At 70.6% G+C, this 19,247-nt stretch carries 17 protein-coding genes and 1 pseudogene; 6 read left to right on the top strand and 12 right to left on the bottom strand.

Annotated elements, in window-relative coordinates; genetic code table 11:
• Window positions 1–86: 86 nt before the first annotated feature.
• The gene (locus tag IEY73_RS00425) at window positions 87–713 is read left to right on the top strand and encodes a winged helix-turn-helix domain-containing protein (protein ID WP_189077003.1); all 627 of its coding nucleotides are present in this window, start codon (window positions 87–89) and stop codon (window positions 711–713) included.
• The gene (locus IEY73_RS00420) at window positions 710–1,954 is read left to right on the top strand and encodes an MFS transporter (RefSeq protein WP_189077002.1); all 1,245 of its coding nucleotides are present in this window, start codon (window positions 710–712) and stop codon (window positions 1,952–1,954) included. Before IEY73_RS00425 ends, IEY73_RS00420 begins: the two co-directional genes overlap by 4 nt.
• On the opposite strand, the gene IEY73_RS00415 is transcribed toward IEY73_RS00420, so the two are convergent.
• Window positions 1,939–3,192 (bottom strand): HNH endonuclease signature motif containing protein, encoded by a 1,254-nt coding sequence (locus IEY73_RS00415; protein WP_189077001.1) that lies wholly within the window; start codon window positions 3,190–3,192, stop codon window positions 1,939–1,941. The two genes, IEY73_RS00420 and IEY73_RS00415, sit on opposite strands and share 16 nt — an antisense overlap.
• 337 nt (window positions 3,193–3,529) lie before the next feature.
• Here IEY73_RS00415 and IEY73_RS00410 point away from each other — a divergent pair, with 337 nt between their 5' ends.
• Complete coding sequence (locus IEY73_RS00410) at window positions 3,530–5,353, top strand: AMP-dependent synthetase/ligase (protein WP_189077000.1); 1,824 nt, start codon at window positions 3,530–3,532, stop codon at window positions 5,351–5,353.
• 22 nt (window positions 5,354–5,375) lie between these two features.
• Here the strand turns inward: IEY73_RS00410 and yczR are convergent, their stop codons facing one another.
• The gene (yczR, locus tag IEY73_RS00405) at window positions 5,376–6,830 is read right to left on the bottom strand and encodes a MocR-like transcription factor YczR (RefSeq protein ID WP_189076999.1); all 1,455 of its coding nucleotides are present in this window, start codon (window positions 6,828–6,830) and stop codon (window positions 5,376–5,378) included.
• 59 nt (window positions 6,831–6,889) lie between these two features.
• Here yczR and yczE point away from each other — a divergent pair.
• Together yczE and IEY73_RS00395 are read left to right on the top strand one after the other, a co-directional pair.
• Window positions 6,890–7,537: pseudogene (gene yczE / locus IEY73_RS00400) on the top strand (membrane protein YczE); the annotation flags it as partial.
• Between the two features lie 193 nt (window positions 7,538–7,730).
• Window positions 7,731–8,186, top strand: coding sequence for a hypothetical protein (locus IEY73_RS00395; protein WP_189076998.1), 456 nt, complete (start codon window positions 7,731–7,733; stop codon window positions 8,184–8,186).
• Between the two features lie 125 nt (window positions 8,187–8,311).
• Here IEY73_RS00395 and hisF read toward each other — a convergent pair whose 3' ends face one another.
• From hisF to hisD, 8 genes are read right to left on the bottom strand one after another with little or no spacing between them, the layout of a single operon-like run.
• Complete coding sequence (gene hisF / locus IEY73_RS00390; RefSeq protein ID WP_189076997.1) at window positions 8,312–9,190, bottom strand: imidazole glycerol phosphate synthase subunit HisF; 879 nt, start codon at window positions 9,188–9,190, stop codon at window positions 8,312–8,314.
• The gene (gene priA, locus IEY73_RS00385) at window positions 9,187–9,912 is read right to left on the bottom strand and encodes a bifunctional 1-(5-phosphoribosyl)-5-((5-phosphoribosylamino)methylideneamino)imidazole-4-carboxamide isomerase/phosphoribosylanthranilate isomerase PriA (protein WP_189076996.1); all 726 of its coding nucleotides are present in this window, start codon (window positions 9,910–9,912) and stop codon (window positions 9,187–9,189) included. Before priA ends, hisF begins: the two co-directional genes overlap by 4 nt.
• A gap of 8 nt (window positions 9,913–9,920) precedes the next feature.
• Window positions 9,921–10,313: a hypothetical protein gene (locus IEY73_RS00380; RefSeq protein WP_189076995.1), complete on the bottom strand. Its 393-nt coding sequence runs from the start codon at window positions 10,311–10,313 to the stop codon at window positions 9,921–9,923.
• Window positions 10,314–10,315: 2 nt separating this feature from the next.
• Complete coding sequence (gene hisH / locus IEY73_RS00375) at window positions 10,316–10,936, bottom strand: imidazole glycerol phosphate synthase subunit HisH (protein ID WP_189076994.1); 621 nt, start codon at window positions 10,934–10,936, stop codon at window positions 10,316–10,318.
• Complete coding sequence (locus tag IEY73_RS00370; RefSeq protein WP_189076993.1) at window positions 10,936–11,094, bottom strand: CG2302 family histidine operon protein; 159 nt, start codon at window positions 11,092–11,094, stop codon at window positions 10,936–10,938. The genes hisH and IEY73_RS00370 overlap by 1 nt, the downstream gene beginning before the upstream one ends.
• Window positions 11,094–11,705, bottom strand: a complete 612-nt coding sequence (gene hisB, locus IEY73_RS00365) for an imidazoleglycerol-phosphate dehydratase HisB (RefSeq protein WP_189076992.1) — start codon at window positions 11,703–11,705, stop codon at window positions 11,094–11,096. The genes IEY73_RS00370 and hisB overlap by 1 nt, the downstream gene beginning before the upstream one ends.
• Window positions 11,702–12,790: a histidinol-phosphate transaminase gene (locus IEY73_RS00360; protein ID WP_189076991.1), complete on the bottom strand. Its 1,089-nt coding sequence runs from the start codon at window positions 12,788–12,790 to the stop codon at window positions 11,702–11,704. The genes hisB and IEY73_RS00360 overlap by 4 nt, the downstream gene beginning before the upstream one ends.
• Window positions 12,787–14,124 carry a histidinol dehydrogenase gene (gene hisD / locus IEY73_RS00355; protein ID WP_189076990.1) on the bottom strand — a complete coding sequence of 446 codons (1,338 nt, stop codon included), beginning with the start codon at window positions 14,122–14,124 and terminating at the stop codon, window positions 12,787–12,789. The genes IEY73_RS00360 and hisD overlap by 4 nt, the downstream gene beginning before the upstream one ends.
• Window positions 14,125–14,283: 159 nt before the next feature.
• Between hisD and IEY73_RS00350 the strand changes: the two genes are divergently transcribed.
• Window positions 14,284–15,006, top strand: coding sequence for an LON peptidase substrate-binding domain-containing protein (locus IEY73_RS00350; RefSeq protein WP_189076989.1), 723 nt, complete (start codon window positions 14,284–14,286; stop codon window positions 15,004–15,006).
• Here the strand turns inward: IEY73_RS00350 and IEY73_RS00345 are convergent.
• Together IEY73_RS00345 and dnaE are read right to left on the bottom strand one after the other, a co-directional pair.
• On the bottom strand, window positions 14,921–15,640 hold the full coding sequence (locus IEY73_RS00345; protein WP_189076988.1) for a hypothetical protein: 720 nt from the start codon (window positions 15,638–15,640) through the stop codon (window positions 14,921–14,923). The two genes, IEY73_RS00350 and IEY73_RS00345, sit on opposite strands and share 86 nt — an antisense overlap.
• Window positions 15,633–19,169 (bottom strand): DNA polymerase III subunit alpha, encoded by a 3,537-nt coding sequence (dnaE, locus tag IEY73_RS00340; protein WP_189076987.1) that lies wholly within the window; start codon window positions 19,167–19,169, stop codon window positions 15,633–15,635. Before dnaE ends, IEY73_RS00345 begins: the two co-directional genes overlap by 8 nt.
• Window positions 19,170–19,247: the final 78 nt, after the last annotated feature.

The raw sequence follows: 19,247 nt of genomic DNA, 5'->3' as shown, positions 1-19,247 counted from the left end.
TCCCCCGCCGTTGGCGGCGCCGCTGCGCCGGGACGTGACCGCGACCATCTATTGCATAGATTCTCTGCGATAGATACGTTGAGGTGATGGATGCTGATCCCCCGGCCCCGGCAACGTCCGATGAACCCACCGCGGGACGACTGCGGCTCACCGATCCGGGCCGGATGCGCGCCATGGCCCATCCCTTGCGCATGCTGATCATGGGGTCACTTCGCATCGACGGCCCCGCCACGGCCGCCATCCTCGCCCGCCGCCTCGACACCGACTCCGGCCAGACCAGCCACCACCTGCGGACGCTGGCGCGACACGGATTCGTGATCGATGCCCCGGAGCTCGGCAAGGGGCTCCGAGGCCGGGAACGCTGGTGGAAGGCCGCCAGCACGACGACGGTGTTCTCCGACGACGGCGACGATCCGCGCTCGTTGCAAGCAGCGGCTGTCGGCGCTTTGGACCGCGCCGCTTTGCAGACGTGGGACAGCCTCGCGGCCGCCTACCGGGAGCAAGTCGCACGGGGAGAATGGAGCGCCCCCTGGCGCCGCGCGGCCGGAGCCGGTGACTCCATTGTTCGCCTCACGCCCGGCCGGTTGTCCGCCCTGCGCGGCGAGATCGGCGAGGTCATCGCGCGCCATGAGGAGGCGGGACGCGCCGAGGACGACGACGCGGCAACGGTGGTCATCGCGCTGTTGGCCTACCCACGGAGAGTCGCCGAGTGAACGCACCCGCGCCGTCGACATCCTTGTGGCGCAATCGCGACTTCGCTCTGCTGTGGACCAGCCAGTCTCTCTCCGATCTGGGCGCCTCGATCAGCGCGTTGGCGATGCCACTGTTGGTATTGACGTACACCCGCTCACCGGTGCAAGCCGGCCTGGTCGGTACGGTCGGGCTCATCGCCCGGCTCGTCTCCCGGCTGCCTGCTGGCGTCCTTGCAGACCGGGTGAACCGGCGCCGCGCGCTGATCGCCTGCGACGCATTCCGGCTTGCCGCACTCGTCGGCCTGGCAGCGAGTGTCGCGACCGGGCACGCGGGCATCACCGTCATCCTGGCTGTCACGGTCTTCGACGCCGGCGGCAGCACCGTCTTCAGCACCGTCGAGCACGCCTCCTTGCGCAGCATCGTCCCGGCATCGCACCTGGCCACGGCGGTGGCGCGCAACGAGGCGCGCACCTACGCGGCGGGCCTCGCCGGCCCACCGCTCGGCGGCCTCCTCTTTGGTCTCGCCCACGCACTGCCGTTCGCGGGCAACGCCCTCACCAGCATCCTCTCGATCACCGGCGTGGCGTTGATCCGCAAACCGATGCAGGCCGTCCGTGATCAGCCGACGTCAGGACACGCCGCGGCCCTGACCGAGGGCATCCACTTCACGATCTCGCATCCATTCCTGCGCGCTGTCCTGCTCATTGCTGCACCGCTGAACTTCGCGCTGAGCGGCGCCATCTTCGCGATCATCATCTCGCTGCAGCGGACCGGTACCGAGCCTGCAGTCATCGGCCTGGTCGAGACGATCGCCGCGGTCGGCGGCCTCGCCGGCGCGCTGGCGTGCCCGCCGCTGCAGCGCAGGCTGCCGCTGTCCACGCTCTCCCGGATGATCTGCTGGGCGTCCATCGGCCTCCTGGCGCTGTCTGCGGCGTTCGCCGGAGGCATCGCCATGGCGTTCCCTCTGGCGGCGGCGCTTTTTCTAGGTCCAGCTTGCAATGCAGCCTTGTTCGGGCATCAGGCCGCCATCACGCCAGATCATCTGCAGGGCAGGGTGTTGAGCGTCATCTTTCTCTGCGCAAACTCCGCGTCCGCTGCCTCGCCGATCCTGGCCGGCGTCTTGGTGGCGCAATGGAACGGGGCGACGGCGCTGCTCCTGTTCGCCGCAGCAGTCGGCATATCGGCGGCCGCAGCGACGATGAGCCGCGGCATCCGCACAGCACGCCCGGTCACCGCGCCCGACGCTCATGTCAGCCGATGAAAGCGATTGCGCCGCGTCCGGCCAAGCGCGTGCCCGCGCGGCGGCACGAACTCCGGAACGCCGTCCGGCCCCGCCCGTACCGTCCACTCGCCCTCATGAACCACACGGTGATGCCGCCGGCAGAGCAGCACTCCGTTGCGGACGCTCGTCTCACCCCCGTCGAGCCAGGAAACGATGTGATGGACGTCGGTCCAGCGCGCCGGGCGGTCGCAGTCGGGGAACGCGCAGCCGCGGTCCCGTGTCACCACGGCTCGCCGCAGCGCCCCGGTGAACGCCCGGCGTGCGCGGCCGACGTCGAGCGGCTGACCTGCCCCGCCGAGCACCATCGGAAGGATGCCGGCATCGCACGCCAGCCTGCGCACCGATGCGGCGCTGATGCGCTCTCCGGCGTCCAAGTGGCCCCGGCCGAATTCACCGGCCAACACGTCGTAGGGCGCGGTGACCACGAGCTGGGCGGGCCCGGCGGTCGACGACGGCAGTTCGCCGGTGCGCAGCGCGAGGTTGCACACCTCGACGAGCGCGTCGGCCCGGGACTGCGGCGGTGTTCGTTCGTCGGAGGCGACCGGCGAGCGGGACGGCCGGCACAACGGATCGAGGGCCGCGCGTACGACGGCGGCATCCTCCACGCTCAGCGTCCCCCGCAGCGAGACCTGACCGTCGGCGGGCGCGGACAGGCTGAACGCGCGACGTCGGCGCGCCCGCCGCTCCTGCCGCTCCAGCAGGCTCTTCCCCAGCCGTTTCGCTTCGTCGGGGGCCACGTGCTCGAGCACTCGGGCACCGATCCTGCGCATCTGGGAGGGGGCGAATTCCTCGGCGAGGCCGGTCAGCATCGACTCCGCCGCGGCGACGGTTGCCGTCGAGACCTCGGGCGGCAGCTCGTCCAGCGCGGCCAGCACGCTCCCGGCGCGGCGCTGGTCCAGCGCGCCCATGCTCAGCGCGTGGTCGACCAGCGGATGACGCGCGACCGCGCCGGCCTGAGCGACGAGGTCACGGGCCGTACGCGGATCGAGTCGAAGGTGATCGCGCAACCACGACGCCGTGGTGCGCCATGCCCGGGTTTGCTCCGGATCTCGCAGGTCGATCTGGCGTATCAGGTGCAGTTTTACCGCCGCGGCAGCCTGTTCCACGCGATGCGCGGTGTCCAACGCGTCGATCAACTGTTCATCGGTCAACGACCATGCGGGTGCCAGGGCGCACTTCTGTGTCCGGGCCCGCGCTTGCTCAAGCTCTTCGATCATGCGAGCATCTTCGAACATGTGTACGACAATTTCCGTGAGCCACCAAGCACCTGACCCCGACCCCCGAGCACCCGACCCGAGCACTCAGTCAATCCCAGGCAGGGCCGCCTGCATCCGAGCCGCCTCGGCCGCAACGGCTAAGATCTGGGGTCGACGCCGCCACCGGGAGGCGGCGTTCGCCGCGGCACGCTGGCCTCCGAGACGCTGGCCTCCGAGCCACGCCCGCAATACCCTTCGGTAACACGGACACCCTCCGGTAACACCGACGTAACGCACCCTGGCACCCGCAACGCAACCCGGCGCAGTCACTGGCCGGCACAGTCATAAGGCGGCCCGCATGGCTCTCGATGTCCCGTACCGGTCGATTCCCGACATGCTCCTCAAAAGGGTGGCCGCCACACCCAGCGGCAAGGCCTTCGCGGTGCCGACCGCGGACGACACCGACATCAAGTGGCTGACCTGGGCGGAGATCGGTGAGCGCGTACGCGCGGTGGCAGCCGGCATGCGCGAGCTGGGGGTCGGCCTGGAGGATCGGGTGGCGATCCTCTCCGGCACCCGGCTGGAGTGGATCCTGGCCGATCTCGGGGTCAACGTCGCCGGCGGCGCCACCACAACCGTCTATCCGACGACCGAGCCGGAGGACGCGGCGTACATCGTGGCCGATTCCGGCTCCAAGGTGCTGGTGGCGGAGAACCCGCAACAAGCACTCAAGCTCGCCGGCGCGGACACCTCGGTGACGCACGTGGTGCTGATCGACGGGCTGGCCGACGCCTCGGCGCTTCCGCCCCAGGTCACCCTGGCGGACTTGGAGGAGCGCGGTCGCGCGGCCCTGGCCCGCGACCCGGGGGCGATCGAGCGGTACGTCAAGGAGATCACCCCGGAGCACATCGCCACCCTGATTTACACCTCGGGCACCACCGGCCGGCCCAAGGGCGTGCAGCTCCTGCACGGCGGCTGGACCTGGGAGGGCGTGGCGCAGGAGGATCTCGGCCTGTTCGAGTCGACCGACCTGCAATACCTGTGGCTTCCGCTGTCGCATTCCTTCGGCAAGAGCCTGCTGTGCGGCATCCTGCACGTCGGCGTGCCGACCTACGTGGACGGCCGGGTGGACAAGCTGGTCGACATGCTCGCTTTGGTGCGCCCGACGCTGATGTGCGCGGCGCCGCGCATCTTCGAGAAGGTATACAACAAGACCGTCACCACCGCCGTCGGCGAGGGCGGCCCCAAGGCGAAGATCTTCTCTTGGGCGGTCGCGACCGGCAAGGAGAAGGTCCGGCGCGAGCAGGACGGCCGTCCGGTCGGCTTGGCCCTCAAGGCCCGGTACGCGATTGCCGAGCGCCTGGTGTTCCGCAAGCTCCAGGATCGTCTCGGTGGTCGGCTCCGGGTGCTGGTCAGCGGGTCGGCGCCGTTGAGCCGGGACATCGCGGAGTTCTTCGCCGCCGCCAACCTGCCCATCATGGAGGGTTACGGGCTGACCGAGTCCAGCGCGGCCAACTTCGTCAACCGGATGGGCAAGCTCAAGATCGGCACGGTCGGGCAGCCGCTCGGCGACCTGGAATGCCGCATCGACGAGGACGGTGAGGTGTTGCTGCGCGGAGCCCCGGTCATGCGCGGCTACCACAACCTGGACGCCGAGACGGCCCAAGTGTTCACCTCGGACGGGTTCTTCCGCACCGGTGACATCGGCGAGCTCGACAGCGACGGCTACCTCACCATCACCGACCGCAAGAAGGACCTGGTCAAGACCTCCGGCGGCAAATACATCGCGCCCAGCCGCATCGAGGGCATGTTCAAGGCCGTGTGCCCGTACACGTCGCAGGTGGTGGTCGTGGGGCAATCGCGCAATTACGTCACCATGCTGATCTCACTGGACGAGGACGCGATCACCGCATGGGCCGCCGGCGGCCCGGCCGGCGGCAAGAGCTACGAGGAGATCTGCTGCAGTTCGGAGGCGGAGAAGCTCATCGCCGGGTACGTCGAGGAGCTGAACCAGAAGCTGAACCGCTGGGAGACGATCAAGAAGTTCACGATCCTCCCGCGGGACCTCAGCATCGAAGCCGGCGAGATGACCCCGTCGATGAAGATCAAACGGCGCAACGTCGAGACCAACTTCGCGAAGCAGATCGACGAGATGTACTCGGGCACCCTCGTCCAGATGTGACACCCGCCGGTTCCGGCATCCGTCAGGCGATGACCGTCGGCGTACGCCACGACGGGCGCGCCGCCCGGTCCAGGTCATGGCGCACGGAGGCGATGCGGCGTACCGCGTCTTCCAGGTCGGCTTCCGGGAGGCTGAACGGCAAGCGCAAGAACCTCTCCAGCGTGCCGTCCAGGCCGAAGCGTGGTCCCGGGGCGAGCCGGACACCGACCTCCTCGGCGGCCCGGGCAAGCGCGCTGGAAATCGGCCCGTCCAGCTCGGCCCAGAGCATCACGCCGCCGGTCGGCACCCGGAAGCTCCACTCCGGCAGCTCCTCCCGCAACGCCCGCACGAGTGCGGCACGCCGGACGGCGAGCTGCGCGCGGCGTGCCGACACGATGGCCGGAGCCTGACGCAGCAGCCGCACGGCGACGAGTTGCTCGATGACCGGGCTGGCCATGTCGACGCCGACCCGGAGCGCGGCCAGCCGCTGCACCAGCGGCGCCGAGGCGCGGACCCAGCCGATGCGCAGGCCACCCCAGTACGGCTTGCTCATCCCGCCGATCGACACCACCCGGGAACGCCTGTCGAACAGCGCCACCGGGGGCGGCACCCCCGCGCCGTCCAGCGGCAGTTCGACGAATGACTCGTCGACGACGAGATCGGCGCCCGCGGTGTGCGCCGCGGCGACCAGTTGCTCGCGCAGGGCGGCCGACATGAGGTGGCCGGTGGGGTTCTGGAATTCGGGGATCAGGTAGACCAGCCGCGGCCGTAGCTGCCGGATCGTCCCGAGCAGCATCTCCCCGTCCCACCCGCTCGCCGCGTCCACCCCGTGCGTGCTGATTCGCGCCCGGCGCGCGGCGAGTGCCGCCAACGCGTTCGGATAGGTGGGCGACTCCACCAGGACGCTGGCGCCCACCGGCACATTCAACCGCAGCACCAGGTCGAGGGCCTGCTGGGTGCCGCTGGTGATGAGGATCTGGTCGGCAGCGGTCGGCACGCCCCGGGCTGTGTAGCCGTCGGCGACCGCCTCGCGCAACTCGATCAAACCGGTCGGATGATAGCCCGCGCTGCCCAGGTAACACGGCAGGTCGTCGGCCGCCGCGCGCGCCGCCTCGACCAGCTCGACCGGCGCCGCGGACGCCGCCACGCCCAAGTCGATCATGTCGAGGTCGTCGGCAGGCGTCCACAGGCCGGAGGTCGCCACCCGGTGCCCGTTCGGCAGTGTGGAGAAGCTTCCGGCGCCGCGCCGGCTGATCAGGTGGCCGCTCTCTCGCAGGGACCGGTACGCCGCGGTCACCGTGGTACGACTCACACCGAGCGACTCGGCCAGTTCACGCTCGGCGGGCAGCCGCATGCCCAGGGCGAGTCGGCCGTCGGAGAGCAGGCCGCGGATCGCGCCCGCCAGGGCGACGTAGTCGGGACTCCTGCGCCGACCCGGCAAGGCATGCCACTGACCCAGAAGCCGACTCAATTGGCCTCCACGGACCGATGCCGCCACGACCACCTCCGCGAAATTGGCACTACTGGGGCGAAGAATTGGCATCCAGAGTGGCAGTCATGGGATCAACCGGCAACTCCGATCGCCGCCTCGTCCGCCGCACCGGCCAGCTCCTCGTCGGCGTCGTTCTGTACGGACTCGGCATGGCCCTCATGGTCAGGTCGCGTCTCGGGCTCACCTCCTGGGACGTCCTCCACCAGGGCCTGGCGACGGTGACCGGATGGCCGATCGGAACCGTGGTGATCCTGGTCGGTGTGCCGCTGCTCGCGCTCTGGATTCCGCTGCGGCAACGGCCGGGAGTCGGCACGGTGGCCAACCTGGTGGTGATCGGATTGGTCCTCGACGGCGCGCTCGCCCTGTTGCCGCACACCGCGCCGCTGTGGTTGCGCACCGGATATCTGGCCGCCGGCATCGGCGCGATCAGCATCGGCACCGGCCTGTACGTCGGCGCCGGCTTCGGCCCTGGGCCGCGAGACGGGTTGATGACCGGACTGGTCAACCGCTTTCCGCGGCTGTCGATCCGCTCGGTGCGTACGGTCATCGAACTGATCGTGCTCGGCACCGGCTGGCTGCTCGGCGGCACTGTCGGGATCGGCACGCTCGCGTTCGCGCTGAGCATCGGCCCGCTCGCCCAGCTCTTCCTCGGGCTTTTCTCGGTGGCCCCGCCCGCCGCCGCGGCCCCGCCCGCCTCGGTGGCCCCGCCCGCCGTGGCCCCGCCCGCCGCCGCGGAAGCCGGCACTTCGGCGACCACCGCCGCGGAAGCCGGGACCGTGCAGACCGCCGCCGGGCTCACCGGCGATGCCGACGAATCCCGGATTTCGCCCGCTCGGGACACATCTTGGTGATCATCACGACACATTCGCTTTCCGGTACGTGCACCCGCGCGGCATCATGGCCACCATGGCGGCGGGGCGGTGGCAGTGGAACGACGCATGGATATTCGTGAGCGCGGTCATCGCCGAGCGTCTGGAACGCGATCGCGCGATGCATGCCGCGCTGCCTGTCACCGGTGCCAGCCTGGCCGATCTGCTCGCCGCCGCTGACTTCCTCAACCACAGCATCCCGGACCGCGCCGAGCTGGAGGATTCGATGCGCAAACTGGTCGGGGCCGGGCTGCTGGAGGTCGATGACGATTTCGTCGAGGTGGCCCCGGCCGGGGAGCAATTGTGGCGCACCCGCCCATTCAGCGGCCTGTCCTCGGCGGTGCTGACTTTGCAGACCCAGCTAAACCGATTCGGAGAGCCGACCGATCCGACCGATCCGGCTGGGCCCGGCGGGCCCGACTGGAGCCTGGACGAGGAGACCTACGCCGCCGCCGTCCGGGAGTACTCGCTGCGGCTCGCCGACGGGCGATGAACGGCACCCCGCCGACCGGCGACGAGCGGCGGCTCGCCGACCGGCGACGAGCGGCGGCTCGCCGACCGGCGATGAACGGCACCCCCGCCGAGGGCGGTGAACGGCGAGCCAGGTCGAGAGCCGGGTCAGCGGATCGGGTTGCCCGCCTCGCGTAGGCTGGCCTTGACCTCGCCGATGGTCAACTCGCCGAAATGGAAGACGCTCGCTGCCAGCACCGCGTCCGCCCCGGCCGCCACCGCTGGGACGAAATGCTCCACCCGGCCCGCTCCCCCGCTGGCGATGACCGGAATGTCCACCACCGCCCGCACCGCCTCGATCAGCGCGAGGTCGAAACCGGCCTTGGTTCCGTCCGCGTCCATCGAGTTGAGCAGGATCTCGCCCGCGCCCAGTTCGGCCACTCGGCGCGCCCACGCCACCGCGTCAAGCCCGGTACCCCGACGACCGCCGTGCGTGGTCACCTCCCACCCACCCGGCACGCCGGCACCCCCCGACACACCGGCACCCCCCGACACACCGGCACCATCGGCACCACCGGGCACGCCGGCACCACCGGGCACGGTCGGCGCGCTGGGAACGGTCGGCGCGCTGGGAACGGTCCGCGACCGCCGCACGTCCAGCGACAGCACCAGCACCTGGTTGCCGAAATGCTCGGCGATCTCCCCGATCAGTTCCGGCCGGGCGATCGCCGCCGTGTTCACGCCCACCTTGTCCGCGCCCGCGCGCAACAGCACGTCGACGTCGCTCACTGAGCGCACGCCGCCGCCCACCGTCAACGGGATGAACACCGATTCGGCCGTGCGTCGGACCACGTCCAGGGTGGTGCCCCGGTCGTCCGAGGACGCCGTGACGTCCAGGAACGTCAGCTCATCGGCGCCCGCCGCGTCGTAGGCGGCGGCCAGCTCCACCGGATCGCCCGCGTCCCGCAGGTCGGCGAAGTTCACGCCCTTCACCACGCGTCCCGCGTCCACGTCCAGACACGGAATCACCCGCACCGCGACCGTCATGCCGCGGCCAGCACGTCGAGCGCCTGCCGGACGGTGAACGCGCCGGCGTACAGCGACTTGCCGGCGATCACGCCCTCAACGCCGTCGCCCTCCAGCCCCGCCAGCGCGCGCAGGTCGTCGAGGGTGGACACGCCGCCGCTGGCGATCACCGGCGCCGGCGTGTGCGCGCACACCTCGCGCAGCAGATCCAGGTTCGGTCCGCGCATCGTCCCGTCCTTGGTGATGTCGGTGACCACGTAACGCGCCGCGCCCGCCTTGTCCAGCCGTTCCAGCACCTCGTACAGGTCGCCCCCGTCGCGGGTCCAGCCACGCGCCGACAGCGTACGGCCGCGCACGTCGAGCCCGATGGCGATCCGGTCGCCGTGCTCGCCGCACACCCGGTCGCACCACTGCGGATCCTCCAGGGCCGCGGTGCCGATGTTGACCCGCGCCGCGCCGGTGTCCAGCGCCCGGCGCAGCGACTCGTCGTCGCGGATTCCGCCGGACAGTTCCACCTTCACGTCCAGCCGGCCGACCACGCCGGCCAGCAGCTCCGCGTTGGATCCGCGGCCGAAGGCGGCGTCCAGGTCGACCAGGTGCACCCACTCGGCACCGTCGTTCTGCCACGCCAGGGCGGCGTCCAGCGGGTCGCCGTAGCCGGTCTCCGTTCCGGCGGCGCCCTGGACCAGGCGTACCGCCTGACCGTCGGCGACGTCGACGGCGGGCAGCAGGGTGAGCGACATCGAATCTCCTAAAGACGGCGGCCGAGCGCGACCACCACGAGAGCGGGCAGAACGAGAATGATCATGATGGTGAGCAGGATCCGCAGCGCCAGTTCCGGCACCAGGTACCAGACCGCACCCGCCGCCAGCAGCGGAACCACGACGATCCCGGTCCGCTGCGCGCGGGTGAACCGGGTCAGCCGTCCGGCGCCGCGGCGACGCGGCCGCAACCGGGCCGGCCGAAAGGGGGCCGGCCGGAAGGGGGCCGACCGAAAGGGGGCCGACCGGAAGGGGGCCGGCCGCAACCGCCGGATCAGGGCGCGACGCCGCTCCCGGCGCTGCACCACGCGGGCACGGGCGGCCTTCTCCCGTTCCAGCACGGCGAGACGCTCCGCCCGCCGCCGGGCGCGTTCCTTGACCACCGTTACAGCCCGGCGACCCAGTTACACAGCAGCGCGTACCCGGCGTCGCCGGACTTCTCCGGGTGGAACTGGGCCGCGCACAGCGAGCCGAGTTCCACCGCCGCCGCGAACGGCTCGTCGTGCACGGCGGTGGTCACCTGCGCCCCTGCCGCGCGCAACGCCTCCAGGTCACCCGCCGCGTACGAGTGCACGAAGTAGAACCGCGACTCGGCGGCCAGCCCGGCCATCAGCGTCGAGGAGTCCGGCGCCTGCACGGTGTTCCAACCCATGTGCGGGATGCGCCGTGCGGTCAGCCGGCTCACCACCCCCGGCAGCAGGCCGAGACCCTCGGTCTGCACGCCGTGTTCGACTCCGGAGTCGAACAGGATCTGCATGCCGACGCAGATGCCCAGCACCGGACGCCCGGCGGCGACCCGCTGGGCGATGACCGGTCCGGCGCCCAGTTTCTCGATGCCCGCCATGCAGGCCGCGTACGCGCCGACGCCGGGCACCACCAGGCCGTCCGCGGCGGCCGCGGCGGCCAGGTCGGCGGTCACCGTCACGTCCGCGCCGGTACGCGCCACCGCCCGTTCCGCCGATCGCAGGTTGCCCGATCCGTAGTCGAGCACCACCACCGACGCCATCAACTGTCCCCGGGCAGCAGCCAGGCCACGCCGCCCGCCGCGGCGAGCAGGGCCAGCGCGCCCACCAGACCGATGCTGAACTTGGTGGCGCCGGACTTGACGAGCTGGATCGTCCCGCCGATCAGGAAACCGGCGAGCAGGAACAGCACGATCGCCATCACAGCACGCCCTTGGTGGACGGCAGCGCGCCCGCGGCCCGCGGATCGATCTCGACCGCCTCGCGCAGCGCCCGGGAGAACGCCTTGAACTGCGCCTCCACCACGTGGTGGGCGTCCGGGTGCCCGCCGTCGCGGGCCGCGCGCAGCACGCTCACGTGCAGCGTGATCCGGGCGGCGAAGCCGAACGACTCGAAGATGTGCCGGGTCATGCTGGTCGGGTACACCGGCCCGATGTACGGCGCCAGGGCCGGCTCGTCGTGCACCACGTAGGGGCGGCCGGACAGGTCCACGGCGGCCCGGCAGAGCACTTCGTCCATCGGGATGGTCGCCGACCCGTACCGGCGAATCCCGGCCTTGTCCCCCAACGCCCGCGCGAACGCCTCACCCAGCGCGATCGCGGTGTCCTCCATGGTGTGGTGCGCATCGATCTCCAGGTCGCCCTCGGTGCGTACGGTCAGGTCGAAACCGCCGTGCTTGGCGAGCTGGTTCAGCATGTGGTCGTAGAAGCCGACACCGGTGGACAGGTCGCCACGGCCGGTGCCGTCCAGGTCGATCTCGACGGAAACCTTGGTCTCCTTGGTGACGCGCTCCACGCGCGCGGTGCGGCTCATGCCGTCGACTCCTTCAAGGGGCATGTGAGGGCGTTCAGGAAGGCGGTGGTCTCGGACTCGGTGCCGGCGGTCACCCGCAGCCAGCCGGGCAGCCCCACATCGCGTACCAGAACGCCCCGGTCCAGCAGCTCCTGCCAGGCCGTACGCTGGTCGCCGCCGACCTGGAAGAGGACGAAGTTGGCGTCGCTGTCGGCCACCGCGATGCCGCGCTCGCGCAGCGTCGCGACGATCCGGTCACGTTGCTGCTTGATGGCGTCCACGGTGGACAGCAGGGCCGCCCGGTGGGCCAGCGCGGCACGGGCGGCCGCCTGGGTGAGCGCGGACAGGTGGTACGGCAAACGGACTAGCTGCACCGCGTCGACCACCGCGGGGTCGGCGGCGAGATAGCCGAGCCGGCCCCCGGCGAAACCGAACGCCTTGCTCATGGTGCGGGTCACCACCAGGCGCGGATGCCCGCTCAGCAGGCTCAGCGCGCTGGGCGTGCCGGGCCGGGCGAATTCCGCGTACGCCTCGTCCACCACCACCATGCCCGGCGCCGCGGCCAGCACGGCGTCGATCACCGCCGGTTCGAGCGCGGTGCCGGTCGGGTTGTTCGGCGAGCAGAGGAACACCACGTCCGGGTCGTGCGCGCGGATCTGCTCGGTCGCCGCGTCGGGCGTCAGCCCGAAATCCGGGTCGCGCAGCGCGCCGATCCACCGGGTTCCGGTGCCGGCGGCGAGCAGCGGATGCATCGAATAGGACGGCCCGAAGCCCAGCGCCGTACGGCCCGGCCCGGCGAACGCCTGCAGCAGTTGCTGCTGCACCTCGTTGGAACCGTTGGCCGCCCACAGGTTCGCGGTGCCCAGCCCGTGGCCCAGATAGTCTGCGAGGTCCGCGCGCAAGGCTCGCGCGTCGCGGTCCGGGTAGCGGTTGAGGTCGCGCAGCTCGGCCTGCACCGCCTTGCCGATCGCCGCGGTCACCTCGTCGGGCACCGGGTACGAGTTCTCGTTGGTGTTCAGCCGCACCGCCACATCCAGTTGCGGAGCGCCGTACGCCGTCAGGCCGCGCAGGTCGTCGCGCAGCGGCAGGTCGTCGAGCGTGGTCACGGCGTGAACCTCGCGGTCACCGCCTGGCCGTGCGCCGGCAGGTCCTCCACCCCGGCGAGCGTCACCACGTGCGGCGCGACGTCGCGCAGCGCGTCCTGGTCGTACTCGACGACGTGGATGCCACGCAGGAACGACTGCACGGACAGGCCGGAGGAGTGCCGCGCGCAGCCGCCGGTGGGCAGCACATGGTTGGAGCCGGCCGCGTAGTCGCCCAGCGACACCGGCGACCACGGCCCGACGAACACCGCTCCGGCATTGCGCACCCGCATCGCCCACGACCGTGCGTCCCGGGTCTGGATTTCCAGGTGCTCCGCCGCGTACGCGTCCACCACCTGAAGTCCCTGCTCCAGGTCGTCGACCAGCACCACGCCCGACTGGGCGCCGGTGAGCGCCTCCCGGATGCGTGCCTCGTGTTTGGTCGCCGGCACCTGGCGCACCAGTTCGGCGTCCACCGCGTCGGCGAGTGCGGGCGCGTCGGTGACCAGGATCGAAGCCGCCAGCGGGTCGTGCTCGGCCTGGCTGATCAGGTCGGCCGCGACGTGCACCGGATCCGCGGTGTCGTCGGCCAGCACCGCGATCTCGGTCGGTCCCGCCTCGGCGTCGATGCCGACATGACCGCGCAGCAGCCGCTTCGCGGCGGTGACCCAGATGTTTCCGGGCCCGGTGATGACGTCCACCGGGGCGCACTGGTCGGCCTGGTCGTGACCGTCCGCCTCGGCCGCGCCGTCGCGGCCCGCGGAGCCGTAGCCCAGCATTGCGACGGCCTGGGCGCCGCCGACCGCGTAGACCTCGTCCACGCCGAGCAGGGCGCACGCGGCGAGCACCCGGGCGTCCGGCAGGCCACCGTTCTCCTTCTGCGGCGGGCTCGCCACCACCAGCGCGCCGACTCCGGCGATCTGCGCCGGCACCACGTTCATCACCACGGTCGACGGGTACATCGCCAGGCCGCCCGGGACGTAGAGCCCGACCCGGCCCACCGGCACCCACCGCTCGGTGACCGTGCCGCCCGGCACCACCTGCGTGGTGACGTCGGCGCGCCGCTGGTCGGCGTGCACCTTGCGGGCACGGGCGATGGATTCCAGCAGCGCCGCGCGCACCTGCGGGTCCAGCTCGCCCGCCGCGGCGGCGATCTCGTCGGCCGGCACCCGCAGACGCGACAATTCCACCCCGTCGAAGGTGCGGGTCGCCTCCGCGATGGCGCGGAAGCCGTGGGCATGGACCGCCTCCACCACCGGGCGGATCCGCTCGACGGCTTCGGAGACGTCGAGCTGGGCGCGGGGCAGCAGGTCGCGCGGGTCCCAGCGGGAGCCGCGCAGGTCGATCCGTTTCAGCACCCGACCAGTTTAGGCTGCGTGTCCGGCGGCCGATCGGGGCTGTACCAGGGGCTGAGAACGCCTCGGGCGGCGAGCCGCCGGGATTGCCACGGCAAGCCGCTCAGATTGCCGGGGTATGCGGTCCGGCGCGCCGCGCCACCGGGCGGATACGCTGCTGACGTGGGCGACGTACTGCCAGTCTTTCCGTTGGGCACCGTGCTGTTTCCGGGCCTGGTGCTTCCGCTGCACATCTTCGAGGAGCGTTACCGCACCCTGGTGCGCGAGCTGGTCGCCGACACGGCCGACGGGCCACACGAGTTCGGCGTGGTCACGCTGCGCCGGGGTGCCGAGGTGCTGAACGCGATCGAGTCCGGTGACGATCCGGCGCCCGAGGAGGTGCAGATCACCGCGGGGTCGCTCTACGAGGTCGGGTGCACGGCGGAGCTGCGCCAGGTCACCGAGTTGCCGGACGGCCGGTTCGACATCGTCACGGTGGGACGGCGCCGGTTCCGTGTGCTGCGTCTGGGGCAGGGCACGCCGGCGACGGCGTACCTGACCGCCGAGGTGGAGTGGCTGGACGACGCCGAGGACGACGCCGGCGACACCGCCGAGATACTTGCCGCGCGAGTGCTGGCGGCGTTCCGCGCCTACCTCGACCTGCTGCGCCCGGAGACCGAGGTGCTCGACCAGGTGCCGGACGACCCGACCGTGTTGTCCCATCTGGTCGCCGCGACCACGCAGCTCACCACGGAGGAGCGTCAGTTGCTGCTGGCCGCCCCGGACACCACCACCCGGCTGCGCACCGAGCTGAAGCTGCTCAACCGTGAGGCGGGGTTGCTGGCCCGGGTCCGGGCGGTGCCGGTTCCGCTGTCGGACTTGGCGCGGCCGGCAAGTCCGAACTGATCGGGTCCGGGTCGGCGGGCTGATTGGCCGCGTAGCCGGGCTTGGCGCCGGGGCGGTCCAGGTCTGGGTCGTTGGACCAGCCGGCCATCAAGGTCAGAGTGATCACCGCCACGAACGCCGGGACCAGCAGCACGCCGTAGGCCCGCAGGTCCGGCGGCGCCGCATAGGTGTCGCCCGCCGCGGAGCTGCCCTGCCAGTCCTGGTAGGCGCTCAGCCCGATCATGTGGCCGGCCTGCCAGGCGGCCAGCGGCGCCAGCAGGTTGCCGAGCGTGACGCCGGCCAGCAGCAGCGGACCGCGATGGCGGCGCAGCAGCATCCAGGAGGTGACCGCGGTGGCCACGCCGAACGCCAGGAACATCAGGGTGAACCAGCCGTCGGCCGCGATGTACTCCTCCGGCGACGGGTCGCTGACCACGATCACCTGACCGGTGTTGATCACCGGCACCGTGGGCGCGACGACGTGCCACAACACGCCCACCGGGGCGCCCGCCACGGCAATCACCGCGGCGGCCACGCCCGCGGACGCCAGCGACCGCCGCAGGGATCGCCCGTGCCCGTCGGCGCCGCCGACCGGCGGCGACAGGGGCATCTCGGCGTCGTACACACCCCGAGTCTGCCAGGCCGGCTCAGCCAACTGCGGAGGGTCCCAGAATCATCTTCAGATCCGCGCGCAGCGCCGGGGTCGGCGCCACCTTGAACCCGCCCAGGCGCATCACCGTGGTGCGGCTGCCGTTCTGCAGGTGCACATGCACCTCGGCATCGCCGGGGTGGCTGACCAGGATGTCCTTGAGTTCGCTCACCAGCGGCGGCGTGCAGCGGGTGATCGGCATGGTCAGGGTGACCGGTTTGGCGTCCGGGTTGTGGCTGACATCCGGCATCGACATGTCCATCGCCATGATCCGTGGCGTGTCGTCACGCCGGTCCACCCGGCCCTTGACCACGACGATGGCGTCCTCGGCGATGTACTGACCGATCACCTCGTAGGTGTTCGGGAAGAACAACGTCTCCACACCACCGGCCAGATCCTCCAGTGTGGCCGAGGCCCAGGCGCGGCCCTGCTTGGTGATCCGGCGTTGCACGCCGGTGAGGATGCCGGCCAGGGTGACGACCTGGCCGTCCGGGACGGAGCCCTCCTCGTTGAGCGCGGCGATGGTGGTGTCGGCCGCGTTCTGCAGCACCTGTTCCAGCCCGGCCAGCGGATGGTCGGACACGTACAGCCCGAGCATCTCCCGTTCGAAGGCAAGCTTGTCCCGCTTGTCCCACTCGTCGTCGCCGATGGGCGGCATGGCCACCGTCGCCGAGCCGCCCGGGCCGTCGACGTCGCCGAACGCGCCGAACAGGTCGAACTGCCCGGCCGCCTCGTTGCGCTTCACGTCGGCGTACGCGTCGATGGCCTCGGCGTGCACCGCGAGCAGACTCCGCCGGGAATGCCCCAGGGAATCGAAGGCACCCGCTTTGATCAGCGATTCCACCGTCTTCTTGTTGCAGGCGATGGCGTCCACCTTGGACAGGAAGTCGTAGAAGTCGGTGTAGGCGCCCTTCGCCTCCCGGCACCGGGCGATCGCGTCGACCACGTTGTTGCCCACGTTGCGCACCGCGGCCAGGCCGAACCGGATGTCGTCGCCGACCGGGGTGAACGGACCGGAGGACTCGTTGACGTCCGGCGGCAGCACCTGGATGCCCATCCGCCGGCACTCGGCGAGGTACATCGCCATCTTGTCCTTGTCGTCGCCGACGCTCGTCAGCAGACCCGACATGTATTCGGCCGGGTAGTTGGCCTTCAGGTAGCCGGTCCAGTAGGACACCAGGCCGTACCCGGCGGTGTGCGCCTTGTTGAAGGCGTAGTCGGCGAACGGGACCAGCACGTCCCACAACGCCTGGATGGCCTGGTCGGAGAATTTGTTGGCGCGCATCCCGTCGCGGAACGGGATGAACTCCTTGTCCAGGACCTCTTTCTTCTTCTTGCCCATCGCGCGGCGCAGCAGGTCCGCCTGCCCCAGGCTGTAGCCGGCCAGTTTCTGCGCGGCGCGCTGCACCTGCTCCTGGTAGACGATCAGCCCGTGGGTCGGCCCGAGAATCTCCCGCAGCGGCTCCTCCAGCTCCGGGTGGATCGGCGTGATCTCCTGCTGGCCGTTCTTGCGCAACGCGTAGTTGGTGTGCGAGTTGGCGCCCATCGGGCCGGGCCGGTACAGCGCCAGCACCGCGGAGATGTCCTCGAAGTTGTCTGGCTTCATCATCCGCAGCAGCGAACGCATCGGGCCGCCGTCGAGCTGGAACACGCCCAGGGTGTCGCCGCGGGCGAGCAACTCGTAGGTCGCCTTGTCGTCCAGCGGCAGGCTCAGCAGGTCGAGTTTCTTGCTGTGGTTCAGTTCGATGTTCTTGACCGCGTCGGTCATGATCGTCAGGTTGCGCAGGCCGAGGAAGTCCATCTTCAGCAGGCCCAGCGTCTCGCAGGTCGGATAGTCGAACTGCGTGATGATCGCGCCGTCCGCCTCCCGGCGCATGAGCGGGATGTGGTCGATGATCGGTTCCGCGCTCATGATCACGCCGGCGGCGTGCACGCCGGTCTGCCGGATCAGCCCCTCGATGCCGCGCGCCGTGTCGATGACCTTCTTGACATCCGGGTCCTGCTCGTACAGCGCGCGGATCTCGCCGGCCTCGTTGTAGCGCTTGTGGCTCGGGTCGAAGATGCCGGACAGCGGGATGTCCTTGCCCATCACCGCGGGCGGCATCGCCTTGGTGATCCGGTCACCGACCGCGTACGGATAGCCCAGCACCCGGGCCGAGTCCTTGATCGCGGCCTTCGCCTTGATCGTGCCGAACGTCGCGATCTGCGCGACCTTGTCGTCGCCCCAGCGCTCGGTAACATAGCGGATGACCTCGCCACGCCGACGCTCGTCGAAGTCGATGTCGACGTCGGGCATGGAGACGCGTTCCGGGTTGAGGAACCGCTCGAAGATCAGGCCGTGCGGGAGCGGGTCCAGGTCGGTGATGCCCATCGCGTACGCCACCAGGGACCCCGCCGCGGAGCCACGCCCCGGGCCGACCGCGATCCCATTGCGCTTGGACCACTGGATGAAGTCGGCCACCACCAGGAAGTACGACGGGAAGCCCATCTGAATGATGATCTGGCACTCGTACTCTGCCTGCTTGACGTGCGTCTCCGGCACACCATCGGGGAAGCGTCGCTGGAGACCCTCGAACGCCTCATGCCGGAACCAGGACTCCTCGGTGTGCCCCTCCGGGACCTCGAACCGGGGCATCAGGTTGCGATAGGTGAACATCCCCTCGGTGTCCACCCGCTCGGCGATCAGCAACGTGTTGCGACAGCCCTCCAGCCACAGGTCGGAGGAGTCGACCGCGCGCATCTGATCGGCCGACTTGATGAAGTAGCCGCCGCCCTCCAGCCGGAACCGGTTCGGATCCGCGATGTTGCTGGCGGTCTGCACGCAGAGCAGCACATCGTGCGCCTCGGCCTGGGCCTCGTGCGTGTAGTGGGAGTCGTTGGTGACCAGTGGAGGGATGTTCAGTTTGCGGCCGACCTCAATCAGGCCGTCGCGAACCCGCTTCTCGATGTCGAGCCCATGGTCCATGATCTCCAGGAAGTAGTTCTCCTTGCCCAGCGCGTCCTGGTAGGCCGCGGCCGCCTTGAGCGCCTCGTCGAACTGTCCCAGTCGCAGACGGGTCTGCACCGCGCCGGAGGGGCAGCCGGTGGTGCCCATGATGCCCTGGGCGTGCTCCGCGATGAGATCGAGATCCATCCGCGGCCACTTGCCCATCTGACCCTCGATGGAGGCCCGCGAGTTGAGCCGGAAGAGGTTTTTGAGCCCGGTCGCGTTGCGCGCCCACATGGTCATGTGGGTGATCGCGCCGTTGCCGGAGACGTCGTCCCGCTTCTGCTCCGGCCGTCCCCACTTGACCCGGCCCTTGTGCAGCCGGGACTCCGGCGCGACGTAGGCCTCGACGCCGATCACCGGCGTGATGCCCGCCGCGGTGGCCTGCTTGTAGAAGTCGTAGGCCCCGTGCATGTTGCCGTGGTCGGTGATCGCCACGGCGGGCATGCCCTGCCGGCCGGCCTCGGCGATCAGATCCTTGAGCCGGGCGGCCCCGTCGAGCATCGAATACTCGGAGTGCACATGCAGGTGCACGAACGGGTCAGACACCCGAATCCCCTTCCGCTGCTGTGGCGAGCCGAGCCTAGTCCGCGGGTCCGACAAGAACCATGGACGACACCCCGGTGA

Source organism: Mangrovihabitans endophyticus (genome assembly GCF_014646155.1).
Classification (GTDB): Bacteria; Actinomycetota; Actinomycetes; order Mycobacteriales; family Micromonosporaceae; genus Actinoplanes; species Actinoplanes endophyticus.
Note: the sequence above shows the minus strand (reverse complement) of the source record. Positions and strands in the feature narration are given on the sequence as shown.

Bases quoted from the DNA above. Each gene is read 5' to 3' on its own strand.
- IEY73_RS00370 (WP_189076993.1), bottom strand. From the start codon at position 11,094: ATGGCGATCGTGCTGTTCCTGCTCGCCGGTTTCCTGATCGGCGGGACG.
- hisF (WP_189076997.1), bottom strand. From the start codon at position 9,190: ATGACGGTCGCGGTGCGGGTGATTCCGTGTCTGGACGTGGACGCGGGA.
- IEY73_RS00415 (WP_189077001.1), bottom strand. From the start codon at position 3,192: ATGATCGAAGAGCTTGAGCAAGCGCGGGCCCGGACACAGAAGTGCGCC.
- hisH (WP_189076994.1), bottom strand. From the start codon at position 10,936: ATGGCGTCGGTGGTGGTGCTCGACTACGGATCGGGCAACCTGCGATCG.
- IEY73_RS00425 (WP_189077003.1), top strand. From the start codon at position 87: ATGGATGCTGATCCCCCGGCCCCGGCAACGTCCGATGAACCCACCGCG.
- priA (WP_189076996.1), bottom strand. From the start codon at position 9,912: ATGTCGCTCACCCTGCTGCCCGCCGTCGACGTCGCCGACGGTCAGGCG.
- IEY73_RS00410 (WP_189077000.1), top strand. From the start codon at position 3,530: ATGGCTCTCGATGTCCCGTACCGGTCGATTCCCGACATGCTCCTCAAA.
- hisB (WP_189076992.1), bottom strand. From the start codon at position 11,705: ATGAGCCGCACCGCGCGCGTGGAGCGCGTCACCAAGGAGACCAAGGTT.
- IEY73_RS00395 (WP_189076998.1), top strand. From the start codon at position 7,731: ATGGCGGCGGGGCGGTGGCAGTGGAACGACGCATGGATATTCGTGAGC.